The organism is Sporosarcina sp. P1 (genome assembly GCF_002743155.1).
In the GTDB taxonomy this organism is placed as follows: domain Bacteria; phylum Bacillota; class Bacilli; order Bacillales_A; family Planococcaceae; genus Sporosarcina; species Sporosarcina ureae_B.
In genome coordinates this window covers 1-12847 of record NZ_PDYS01000015.1, presented here as the reverse complement: position 1 = coordinate 12847, position 12847 = coordinate 1, and the positions used below count along the sequence as shown (strand labels likewise).

Annotated in this window: 8 protein-coding genes; all 8 read right to left on the bottom strand. The window is 39.9% G+C overall.

The window, feature by feature from the left end; genetic code table 11:
• Positions 1 to 258 precede the first annotated feature (258 nt).
• Entirely contained in the window at positions 259 to 906 is a 648-nt protein-coding gene (locus CSV73_RS12970; protein WP_085132352.1) for a GGDEF domain-containing protein, read from the bottom strand.
• 132 nt (positions 907 to 1038) lie between these two features.
• Entirely contained in the window at positions 1039 to 7476 is a 6438-nt protein-coding gene (locus CSV73_RS16910; protein WP_099627808.1) for a collagen binding domain-containing protein, read from the bottom strand.
• A 115-nt stretch (positions 7477 to 7591) separates the two neighbouring features.
• Positions 7592 to 8212: a class D sortase gene (locus CSV73_RS12960; protein ID WP_099627807.1), complete on the bottom strand. Its 621-nt coding sequence runs from the start codon at positions 8210 to 8212 to the stop codon at positions 7592 to 7594.
• 152 nt (positions 8213 to 8364) lie between these two features.
• Entirely contained in the window at positions 8365 to 9021 is a 657-nt protein-coding gene (locus tag CSV73_RS12955; protein ID WP_099627806.1) for a hypothetical protein, read from the bottom strand.
• A 155-nt stretch (positions 9022 to 9176) separates the two neighbouring features.
• Positions 9177 to 9581, bottom strand: a complete 405-nt coding sequence (locus CSV73_RS12950; protein WP_085132348.1) for a hypothetical protein — start codon at positions 9579 to 9581, stop codon at positions 9177 to 9179.
• Positions 9582 to 9655: 74 nt separating this feature from the next.
• Positions 9656 to 11035: a sensor histidine kinase gene (locus CSV73_RS12945; protein ID WP_085132347.1), complete on the bottom strand. Its 1380-nt coding sequence runs from the start codon at positions 11033 to 11035 to the stop codon at positions 9656 to 9658.
• On the bottom strand, positions 11032 to 11703 hold the full coding sequence (locus CSV73_RS12940; RefSeq protein ID WP_085132346.1) for a response regulator transcription factor: 672 nt from the start codon (positions 11701 to 11703) through the stop codon (positions 11032 to 11034). Before CSV73_RS12940 ends, CSV73_RS12945 begins: the two co-directional genes overlap by 4 nt.
• Positions 11700 to 12506 (bottom strand): YihY/virulence factor BrkB family protein, encoded by an 807-nt coding sequence (locus tag CSV73_RS12935; protein ID WP_085132345.1) that lies wholly within the window; start codon positions 12504 to 12506, stop codon positions 11700 to 11702. Before CSV73_RS12935 ends, CSV73_RS12940 begins: the two co-directional genes overlap by 4 nt.
• Between the last annotated feature and the right edge of the window lie 341 nt (positions 12507 to 12847).

The following is a 12847-nucleotide window of genomic DNA, read 5'->3' as shown; positions in this document are numbered from 1 at the left end:
CACTTTTTATAGGACAAATTTATTACTAATCCATTGTCTGATATGAATTCTTGTTTTTCTATATTTAAGTTCCCTTTGCAAATATGAAATATATATATATCCATAGTATTTGGTAAGCGCGAGTGATGCAAAATATCATGAAGTAGTGAAGATACTTCTTCGTAGGACGTACATATATAATAATCATTTATCATGTATGCAATCATAGTTGTCCCCTCCCGTCTCAGATTAATAGAATCTAACTTCATCTGTATATATTTATTGATATAAATAATACGTATTGTTTTTACTGCGCTTTGCCGAGTACATGGCCGAATCAGCGTATTCAAGCAATGTAGCAACATCTGTACTGTGCACTGGATATAAACTAGTTCCAATACTAATGTTTATTTTTATCTCTTCATTTGCCAATTGAAATGGTTTATTACAAGTTGATAGGATATTACTAATTTTTAATCGGAAATCATTTTGATAACGATAAATAATGACAAATTCATCACCACTAAAATGAAAAACTTCTTCTACTGCAGAGAATGCCTGTAATCGACGCCCTAGTTCCTGCAATAATTTATCAGCTTCACAATGTCCATACGTATCATTAAGCAATTTAAATTGATTAATATCGATATAGAAAAATGCTACCTTTTCTGCTTGATCATCTGCTTTTCGAAGGTAAGATTCAATTGTGAAGTAAAACGCTCTTCGGTTTGGTAATTTCGTTAGGTCGTCTTGACATGCAAGCTGTCGCCAATAAAGTATTTCTTTTTCTAACTCCTGAACAGATTCTTTTGAGCTACTGCTACAACCTGCAACGGGCACTTGATCATGTCTTTTTGACAAATTCTTTAATTTATTTGAAAGGTATTCTTTTGTATCTAAATCATACATAAAATTTGAAGAAGCCATATAGTCCACCCCTTTGTGAGATACTCTTCTTCTTTTATATAATATACTGTTAAACTCTTACAAAATTCTTAAACGAACTATAAAAAAGGTCAGCCCCATAAGTGGCTGACCTTTCTAATTTCTACTTATTTTTTACGCATGCTTCTTTCTGCGTAAAACCCATACACCACCTGCAATCAGCAAGATTCCTAGTGTGATTGGGATGATTGGATAAATTTCACCTGTTTGAGGTAAATTGCTGCCTGTCGAGGTGTTAGGGTTTTTACTTCCACTAATACTACTGATAGTGCCATTACTGCCATTCGTATTGCTTCCAGCGGCTCCAATAGAACCGGCTGGTATATTTGGTGTGCTCGGTGTCAATGGAGTGCTTGGTTTTCCTGGCTCATTTGGATCCACTGGCTCGCCCGGTTTTCCTGGCTCATTTGGATCTGCTGGCTCACCTGGTTTATCCGGCTCATTTGGATCCACTGGCTCGCCCGGTTTTCCTGGCTCGTTTGGATCTACCGGCTCGCCCGGTTTTCCTGGCTCATTTGGATCTGCTGGCTCACCTGGTTTACCCGGCTCATTTGGATCTGCTGGCTCACCTGGTTTTCCTGGCTCATTTGGATCCACTGGCTCGCCCGGTTTTCCTGGCTCGTTTGGATCTACCGGCTCGCCTGGTTTACCTGGTTCGTTTGGATCCACTGGATTACCGCCACCAGATGATCCTTCTACATTTAGGACAGCTTCACATGAATTTGTAATTGTAATAGGACCTGTTGCCTTACCATCTACGGATGTATCATAGGCTCCATTCGGTAATTTCCCAGGAAATATTACTTTTCCATCGGTATTTGTTATACCTTTTGCTACTTCTTTATCTCCATCTTTCAAGATAACTTCTTTTCCTGCCCCTACCGATCTTCCGTCTTCTGTTACCGTTACAGTAAACTCTTCACATACTGGTGCATGCGTTAGAGTCAATGTCTCTTCACATGTATTCGTAACGTTCACTTTTCCTATTTTTACTTCTTGATGGTATGCATCATACTCACCTTTAGCTAGCTTTGCAATATCAAACACAATCTTCCCCTGTGCATTTGTAGTACCCACCGCTTTAACTGTCTCACCTTGTTTCAGCATGATCTGTTTGCCCGGGCCTACTGGTTTACCGTCTTCATACACTGTGAGCGTAAAGTACTCGCAAGTTGGAGCCAATACAATGGTTCCTGCTTCACAAGGATTTCCAACCGTTACTTTACCTGACTTTTCTCCTTCTACATAGACATCGTAATCTCCTGTCGGCATTTTACCTGGGAATGTTACTTTGCCGTCTTTATCCGTCTTACCCTTTGCTACTTCCTTATCATCTTTTTTCAAGACGATTTCTTTATCTTTTACTGGTTTACCATCTTTCGTTACGGTAGCAGTAAAGTCGTCACATACAGGAGCATATGAAATTGTGCCTTCACACGTTTCTGTTACGGTAACTGTCCCGACTTTTTTGCCATCAACGATTACATCATACTTCCCGTGCTTAACGTTGATTGGGAATACTACTTTTCCTGTTACGTCTGTTTTGCCTTTTGTGATTTCTTTGTCACCTGACTTTAAGATAACTTCTTTACCTTTTATGATCGGATTATTGTTTTCCATGATCGTTAAGGTGAAATTCTCACATGTTGGATTAGTTGGGATGGTGATTGTTTCATGACAAGTATCCGTTACTTTCACAGTACCAACTTTTTTGCCATCCACATATGCCTCATAGTCACCATTCGGCAGAACCGATTTGAAAATTTTTACATCTCCATTAATATTTGTTATTCCTTTTGCCACTTCTTTGTCTCTGTCTTTCAAGACCACCTCAATGTCCGGTCTTGCTGGGTTGCCTTCTTCAAATACAGCAATTGTAAAGTCTGTACACACTTCAGGTTGAGGCGGCAGTGGTTTAGGCTTAACTGTTGCTGAACATGTATCAGTTACCTTGAATGAGTTAATAAGAGAAGACTTTTCAAATACTTGATATGTGCCCTGCTTCATTTTCTTATTATCGATTTTGATTTGACCATTTCTATCTGTTTTTGCAGTAATAATGGTTTCTCCCGTTATACTTTTTACTGTCACTTCAACATCGGGACGAACTTCTCCACTTCTATACTGGACAGTTAGTGTGAAATCTTCACATACAGGAGCAGCTGCTATAACTCCTTCACAGTTTCCTTTATAACTGACTGTTACTTCTTTAATGAATAATTCTCCTTCGTAGACATCATACTTACCTGATGGCAAAGTGTTTGAAGGTACTTTGATTGTTCCCTTTTCATCTGTCGTCTTTGTAATCATAGATTCTCCGCTTTTACTCTTTACAGTTACTTCGACATTAGGACGAATCGCTCCGTTTTCATCTTTTACAGTAAATAAGAAGTCTGTACATTTTGGTGCTGGCTGAATTTCTGCTGCACAATCAAGATCAACGTCAAACTCGCCTAGATATTCACCATCTACATCGTGAACTTCATATTCACTTGGCTTTAAATCTGAGATAGCAAGCTTTCCTGAATTATCAGTTTTGGCGTCTTCTACAATTACCTCACCTGTATTCTTATCTTTTACTGTTACTGTAGTGGAAGAATCTAGACTTTCACCATCGACATCTTTAATTGTTAGTACAAAGTCTAGACAAGTTGGTGCTTGGATAACTTCTGCACCACAATTCCCGTCATTATAGTCGATTTTTACTGCGCCCAAGAATTGCTTTCCTTCATAGAGCTTATATTCTCCAGCCGCAGTAGTTGTTGGAACTGTGAATTCACCTTTTTCATCTGTTATTACCGTCACAATATCTTTACCATCTTTTTTCAATGTTACTTTAGCACCTGTACGTACTTTATCTGCAGTTTCCTTCACTGTTACTGTGAAAGCAGTACATTTTATTTCCGGTTGGATTTCAACTGCTTTACATTCTCCGTCAGCATTTTTTTCATAAGAAATAACTAGTGTTTCGTATACTCCATTATCGCCTGTTTCTTTAACCGTATACTTTCCGGCTGGGAGTTCTTTGCGTGGCACAGATACTTTACCATTCGCGTCTGTTGTACGTGTTACGATTGTTTTACCGTTTTCACTTATAAATGTTAGTTCAACGTCTTTACGTGCGTCGCTATTTGTATCTTTGATGAGTAGAGAAAATTCTTCACAGGCGTTTCCGACGTCCACCTTTTCATTGTTTACAACTTCATAAAGTTCCCCGCCATTTTCATTGAAGTTAATTGAATCGTTCATCGTGATTGTTAGTCCTTCGCTTGGCAACTTTTCGTAGTTATTAGGAGTTCCTGTTTCCTTCAACTTATATTTACCATAGCGAATATCATCAAGTGTCAGTCTTCCGTCATCGTTTGTAATAGCTTCCGCAAGTTTGATGGTTCCACTATTATTCCACAATTCAAATGTGATGCCTTTTAAATCTTTGGAAGCACCTGTAATTGAGTTATAGCCAGTTTTGTGTAGCTCCAGTTTTCCTTTCGCAGAGGAAATTGTACCACTTGCATCATTAAAATTGAATTTCTTATCCGTGATATTGTCACCCTTGGATATTCCCGACTCTTCTCCCTCATAGTTAATGAAAGCCTCGTTCGAGAATTTATCTCCATTTCCACCTAAGAAGAAAGTTTTATAGCTGACTTGATAACCCTTTTGATCTAAGTTACCTAGTTCAAGTGTAAAGCTATTGTTTTCCTTATTTACAATCGGTGATACTGTTTCCCATGCTCCATGGCTGATTCCGCCAGTATCATTCAACTTAATTTCACGCTTCTGGAATGTATTTTCTAGAATTAATTGATTCTTAGACATTGTATCTGTCAAAGTGATATGCCCCAAATTGGAATGAGATGTATTCACATCAATGGTCCATGAAATAGTTTCTTCAATTCCATTTATTTCGGCACTTTTTTTAATCAATTCATTTGCATGTTTTACTGTTACGCCGGCACTTAACGGGAATGTGTTGTTATTCGTTGTAACGAAGTCCGCTTTGTTTTCGTATATTGCTTTACCGCCATTCCCAATAATGTTATCTGAGTCTTTTGTTTGATAAGTGATAATATAAGCATCAGTCGTATGTTCAGTGAATTTGATAGTGAATTTTTGCTTTGAATCTACTGTCTTTGTAAAGCCACTAGTAACTTCCGCACCTGGTACACCTTTATCATCACCAGATAAAATTAATTTGTGAACTTTGATTGAATCTGTAATCAGTTCATGTCCTTCTTCAATAGTATCCGTAAGAACAGATCCATTAATTGCTTGTTTATTGATGTTAACTGCAACATTCCAATTGAAAACCTGATCTACGTAGTCAAATGAACCATTTTTATATCCGTTTTGACCTGTTGGTGAGCTTTCGCCTGGATAGTATCCAGCTGTCTTTTCAACATTATATTCTTTAGAATCAACGGGACTAGTCCATTTAGCATTCGCTTTATTTTCATATGCGCCATATGCTGTACCGTTTTCAAGAATATCAAACTTAGTTTTGTAAGTGATAGTAAAGTTGGTTCCTTTTGATAACCTACCAAAGTTTAAATTAAAGCCTTCTGTTTTATCAGTTACTGTGATTATAGGTTCACTACCATTAGATATGTTAAACTGCTTGCCCTCTTCACCGAGTAATGTTTGACGAGTTCCACCTTCACCGAAATTTGTAAATGTATCTTCAATAATGAAATTATTCATTTCGTTTTCTACAGTCACTTTAATTGTCCACGTAATGATTTTATTATCATAGTCAATTGCACCACGTGTTTTAGAGAAGATATTTTCGTTAATTCCAAAGCTATCTGACTTTGTATTTTGTCCATCAGTTACTGTATTTTCAACGTTTTCGCCATTAATAACAAAATCGCTTTCATTTTCTGTTTCATACTCTATTAAATACGCTTCACCATTTGGAGATTCTAAAATAATATCGAAGCCCTTACCATCATCATGAATGGTTGCCGATCGTGCGACTTCCGATCCTATTGTTCCCGATCCAGATGCGTCTACCGTCACACTATATACTTTGATAGTACCCGGAATGACTTTATGCGGACCTTTGATAGTGTCTACTAATGTCCGTGAATCTATTTTACTGCCGAAGTAATTATAGGCTATTTGCCACTTCGCTTTGTACTTATCCTTTACAATAGCGGTTTTCTTTAGCTTATCGCCATAAGTATGGCTAACTTCTGCACTCGCAGAAATTTCACTTCCCTTGTTATTCAGAGTAGCAGTATTAGTGAACTTCTCTGTAACATTTTCTTGTTCATGCGTAACAATCGTCTTATAAGTTAACTTGTATGCATATCGTCCATTCTCTAAGCTTACAGGGAATGAAGTCGCAGTAGTTGTATCCTTACTACTGCCTACACCTGATAATCCTACTGCAAATTTCTCTACTGTGATGTCTCCATCAAGTTCATGCTTGCCATCCGCAGTATCATTTAGTGTTGCACCTTCCAATAAAGTCCCTTCACGATTCGTCCAAACTTCCCATTCTATATAACGAGCATTTCCTTCAATAACCGGTTTACCTGACTTCGTCATCGACTGCCCAGTAGCTTTTGGTTTGAATACGAATGGAATTGTAATTGAATCCGATCCAGCTATAGGTATTACCAGCTCTTGTTCTAACCCTTCATTTGTTCCGTCTGCATTAAATTCTGCAAAGAACTTTAAAGTCCCATTAAAGAAAGACTCTTCTTCAAGCGTACCTTCAATTAATTTTACCGTTACAGTTTTACCAACTGTAGTAAATTCAAATGTCACATCGTCTTCGCTGACTGTGCCATTTAGACCGCCTTGATTAAAGTTCAACAAGGATTGTGGAAGGTCAAAAGTAAAGTGCGATCCTAAACCCGATTCCTGCTTTGCATTAATTATAAATTTATAATAAACTTCAACCTTGTCCCCTATAGTAGGAGTAACATTTGCTGCATCGCTTGCATTGCTGATAGCCGTTCCATTAACGATCAGATGATTAAAATTCAAATTGACATTGTCTTGAAGATTTATATTTTCTTCAACTAATAGTTCATTCTCATCTTCGTCAAGTTGCTCTTCATCTTCATCAGCAGTTTCATCACTTTCCTCATCTCCATCTTCGTCAGAGGATTCTTGATCAGAAGAATCTTCACCCTCGCCTTCCGTTACATCCATCTCATCTTCTTTATCAGTTGGTTTTTCCGCTTTATTCTCTTCGTCTGGCTTAGTCTCCGGTTTTATAACCGGGTTTTCATCCGGTTTCTCATCAGAATCCACAGAAGGTTTATCTAGTTGTTCTTCAGAATCATTAGATCCTTCATTTTCTGGCTTGGGCTTTACCGGTTCTTTCGGCTCCTCAGGCTTAACTAGATCTTGTTCGGGAACCTCAACCTTCTCTGTATCCGCCTCAGCAGAATTTCTTTTATTTTCCTCATTCCCTACATCATTCGACGTAGACTGCGGAAAGCTTTCCGCACTAGCCACACTTGCACCAATCGGCCCTAGAATAGTTTGGCTTATGATCAGAAGTGTAAGCATGAATATGTTGATCTGTTTCTTCAAAATTTCTTCCCCTCTTCTCTCTTCATTGTGTATGGCAGGGTCGTTTGTTGCTGACCCTTCAAATGAATATCCCTCTTTTACAACTCTTATCTATATGTAGATATAAATAACTTGGTTAACGCTTCTCCACTTCTTGAAGTTCTGCTTGCACAATCAATCGGTCCGGCGGATTCCAGCTACCGAGTGGTGTGCATGTGACGAGTGTGAGTTGCGGTGTTTCTTTGTCTTCTAATACGGATACGTCTGTTTTATGTACGATAAATGTATCGGTAATGCGGTAATGAAGGATTTCATTCTTTGTATTCACCTGTATGTCGTCGCCTACTTCCAGTTCTCCAAGCCGATTGAACTGCTTGCCATCCGCTACTGCGCGATGTCCTGCAAGGCCAACATTATGTTTCGTGAAGTCTTTTTGTGGCTCCATGATCCCCGCACCTTTGCCGAGTTCATTCTCCGTAACCCCATCGAACATTAGCATCTTCAAATCAATTTTATCGATCGAGACAATTCCACGACTACCTTGAAGTGAAGGGCTTTTCTTATCCACTGGTGCTTCCGCTGACGATACCCTTTCTGGTTCATCCGTAAAGTCCACGTCTTCCATGGCACCGAGCTGATCAAAGGCTTCAAGAAGTTCCTGTTGCTGTTTGTCGTATGCGATATTCTTCAACATCGGATAGCAAACGATTAACACTCCGCCAATGACAAGAGCCCAACCTATAAATTTCCGAGTCATTGCACCTTCTCCTTCGATAGACGTATTCTTCACTCATACGAGTATAATGACCACCTCTTACAAAACTCTTAAACTCTTAGTGCTGTATACAGCAGAAAAGAGACTAATCTCCTTTCATGATTAGTCTCTCGCATTTATATTATTAGCATTTCCTAAACAGAATCCTCTTGACCACTGAAAAACTCTTCCTTCAATCGTTTTCCATACGCTTGTCCACTTTCGCCACGCTTTCGCGGAAACTCTTGCATCACGATAGGTAATACTCTTTCCCAGAGTACATTCATCACATAGACGTCTCGATCAAATTGATAGTCCAGTTCATTTAGTGTTAATTGTAGCGACTTCGCATACTTTCGTTTTTCCGCGTCCCAAATTGTCGATACATTCTCTTCAATATACGCATCTATTTCGTCTTCCGTTACTGTAATCCCATATGCTTCTTTAGCAATATCTAAAGCATCTTGATAATGTTCTGTTTGCTTCTCCGCGATACCTCTCAGAAACGGAGAAGAGTGCTCTTGCCCAGTAAGATTATTTTTCACACGTAAACGGAACTCCGTCTTACTTGTTGAAAATGATTGGTCGAGCTGATTCTCATGCTTTCCGGATTGAATAGATGCCAGCTCCTTTGCTATTTCGGGCATATCTTTCAGCACCTTTTCTACGGACTGATTCATCGAGGCATAATCTATTCCTATTGTTTCGATCTTTTGTTGTTCTGAACTCGCCGTTTGTTTAATTAACAACGTTCCAGCAATCAAGACAGTAAAACAAATCATAATGAGGTGAAACCGATTGCGAGCAGTCATTGTCATTCGCTCCTTCATCTGTTAGGTCGCTCTAGTATGTCATAGGAGTGATGCAATATTTGTTGAAACTACTGATTATCAGTGAAAATTTTCCCGTAAAATTCGACAACAAAAAACCCAAGGATCCGGAGTGAACCAGATTCTTGGGTAATTATTTATTGACGTGCAGCAGGTGTTTTTTCGATCATAAATGTTACAACTACGAATAAAGCAAAACTTATTAATAACACGGTACCGCCTACGATATAGAATATGAGCGAGAATACTTCATTTATATTAAACGGCTGCATGAACTGCAACCACATTCCCGCCGTTAAACCAATCGAACCGATAATCCCTGTCCAGCCTTGCAGTGTTAACAGCTTTCTAGCACGGACCCGGTAAATCTTGTAGAACACGCCCCATGAAAACACAGACAACCAGCCTACAAGTAAAATATGCGCGTGAATCGGACGGAACGCATACGAACCGGCCCCTGCCATGTGGGAACCAAGAACCGTCCCAATTAAACCAAAAATTGCTGCAATACGAATCAATCGTACACTCCACTTTTCTTGCATTTTATATTTCCTCCTGTCGTCTTTATATTACATTTATTATAACACTCCGAGATGAACGGAAGATGAACAGCCTGTTACAGCTTCGGTAAATATACAATGAATAGGGTACCTTTACCTAACTCACTGACCACTTCCACACGGCCATCATGAAGACGTACTACCTGTTCAACAATAGATAATCCAAGACCGGTCCCTTCCACTTCGCGCGTTCTCGAGTGGTCTGCACGATAAAAACGGTCAAATATTCGATTCTTAGTTTCAGTTGACATACCAATTCCTGTGTCTTCAATAGAGAAATAGACCTCATTGTTCCTCTCAGTCAATCGGATGTCAATCGTTCCCCCATCCGGCGAATATTTCAGTGCATTCGACAATAAATTCTCCCATACTTTCTCAAGAAATGCAGGATCACCTTCATACGTGATGTCATCGACTTCAAGCATGACGGACATTTCTTTTTCTTGCAATAACCATTGTGCTTTTCGCACAGTTTCTTTCACTTGCTGATCCACACGGAATACTTTTTTCTGCAATGGCGAGATAAGCTGGTCGAGTGATGTCAACAATAGTAGCTGCTTCGTCAAAGTCGATAGGCGTTCTGTTTCAGACTGGATGATTCCCGCATAACGTATACGCTCAATAGCTGGTAACTCTTCATCCATTAACAAATCTGCATATCCTTTAATATTCAATAATGGTGACTGGAAATCATGCGATACGTCACTGACAAACGCTTTTCGAATTTGGTCATTCTCACTCAAACGATCAATCATCTGTTGAAAGCTATTCGCCAGTTGCCCAATTTCATCTCGACGATCAATCGACAGCTCACTCGTGAACTGCTCCTCGCCTACCTTCTTCGTCGCTCTCGTCAATACAACAATTGGTGCAATCAGCTTCCGCGCAACGACGAGCATCGCGAGAATACTGATAATCGCCATGACTATAACCATGCCACCGAGCAAATAGTGGATTTCCGTGAAGAGCATTTTAATATCTGGTCGCAAAAACAATGCATACGTTTTTCCATCGTACATAAACGGTACACCTACTGTATTAGCGGATTCATTAGAGAAATAACCCGTCACAAACGTTTCTGCCTTTAGGTCCCGCATACCATGATAGACTTGGCCACTATAGACCTTCTGAACCGCTCCATACTCTAGGTTATCATCCCGAAATGCTTCCCCGTAGACAATCGAGTCACCATCAGGCGATTTGACGAGCAGCTTATACCCCGCTCCGGCCAGCATATCAAAGTAGGCTGGTAAATTTATGCTGTCATTCGCCTCGATGAACAAAGCAATCTCCTCGGCAACTTTAACATTCTTCGCATCGTTCTCATCTTTTAAATATCGGTGGTAATAGGTGTTGACGGAAAGGAACGCTACTATCGCACTTGACACCATGATCCCAACTGTTAAGACGAGAAACTTCCCGTACAGCGACTTCATTCCAAAACCTCAAGCTTATACCCAACACCACGTATCGTCACAATCTTCACCTGACTCGTAAGCTTCTCGAGCTTATCCCGCAAACGTTTAATATGCACACTCAACGTCTGTTCATCTCCTTCATAATCAAAGCCCCATACGCGCTCTACTAACACTTCGCGCGTAAACACCTGACCATGGCGAGAAGCTAACACTGACAACAATTCAAACTCTTTTAATGGAAGCAATAATGACTTCTTACCAAGCACTACTTCATAACTCTGGCGATTGATCACTAAAGGACCGACCTGAATCATCCGGTCTACCGCTTTATCATAACGTCTCAAAATAGCATGGATCCGGAACAATAACTCCTTCGGTTCAAATGGCTTTACCAAATAATCATCTGATCCAGCCAAAAAGCCACGCTCCTTGTCCTCCATCTCGCCTTTAGCTGTCAACAACAAAACTGGGATTTCCGTATCCTCACGAAGCCTTTTCGTTAGCGTATAGCCATCCATGCCTGGCATCATCACATCTACCACCGCTAAATCTGGCCACTCTTTGTCGACTACCTCAAGTGCCTCTAGTCCATTCATTGCCTTCACGACGGTATACCCTGCCTGTCGCAAATGAATACTCACCAATTCCAAAATATGTATGTCGTCATCCACCACTAAAATCTTCATGTAATCCGTCTCCTCCTTTTCCACTCTGCATTCAATAATCCAGAAAGAATAATAATTACTGCCGTTAGATAAAACCATAACACTAGCATGATAATCCCGGCTAATTGTCCATATAGCCTAGAGTAATCCACCCGTGATACATACTCTCCGAATAATAATGAAACTAACTGCCAGCCAAATGCTGAAAGCAAAGCTCCTGGCAACGCCTCTTTCCATTTCATCTTTCCCGTTGGCATAAGTTGATAAAATAATAAGAAGAACAAAAATAAAAAGAATGTGCCAAGACCCCATTTTATATTGGGCCAAATATACAACCAGCCTTCCCATGCATCTAGCACATCATAATACGCAATGACTGTATGCATAAGTTTTTCAATCAACGGCAAAAATAGAGACATCGGTACGATAAGCATGAATAGAATAGTTACACCGAGATTACGGATTATGCTAATCCATAGCGGTTGCTGATGAAGCCTCCGATTCGCCATGTCCAATGAACGGGCAAATGATTGTACCGCAATGGATGTGGTCCATAATGCAGCTAGCACACTGAGTGCTAGTAACTTGCCATGACTTTTATAGAGTACAGACTGAACACTTTGCTCAATCAGCTGAAAAGATTCATCTGGCACAAATGGACGTAGCAACGCTAAAATACTAGCCTCTTCTACAGGTAAGAATTGTACAATAGACAGCACTACAAGCAAAAAAGGCAATACCGAAAGCAACAAATAGTAAGCGTTCTGCGCCGCCTGATCAAAAAAGCGTTCTTTAAAGAAGCGTTTAATTATAGTCATGAACATAGAAATCCCTCCCCTGCTATCGTACGTGTCTTACTATCAATATACCCCAACAAGCCATAGACTATTAGGTTAAATGAAATTTTAAAGAGAAATTTAGTTATTTCCTGGGGAAAATAGTGGATGTGGAGTAAAGTTGATGATCTTTTGGTGATTGAATGGTTGGTGTGGCTGATAAGATTGCTTGCTGAGGGGCGTGATGTGGATAACCGTGGGGATTGTAGCGCTTAAGCCGTGTGATTGAGCGGATAACCGTGGGGATTGAGCGCTTAAGCCGTGTGATTGAGCGGATAACCGTGGGGATTGAGCGCTTAAGCCGTGTGATTGAGCGGATAACCGTGGGG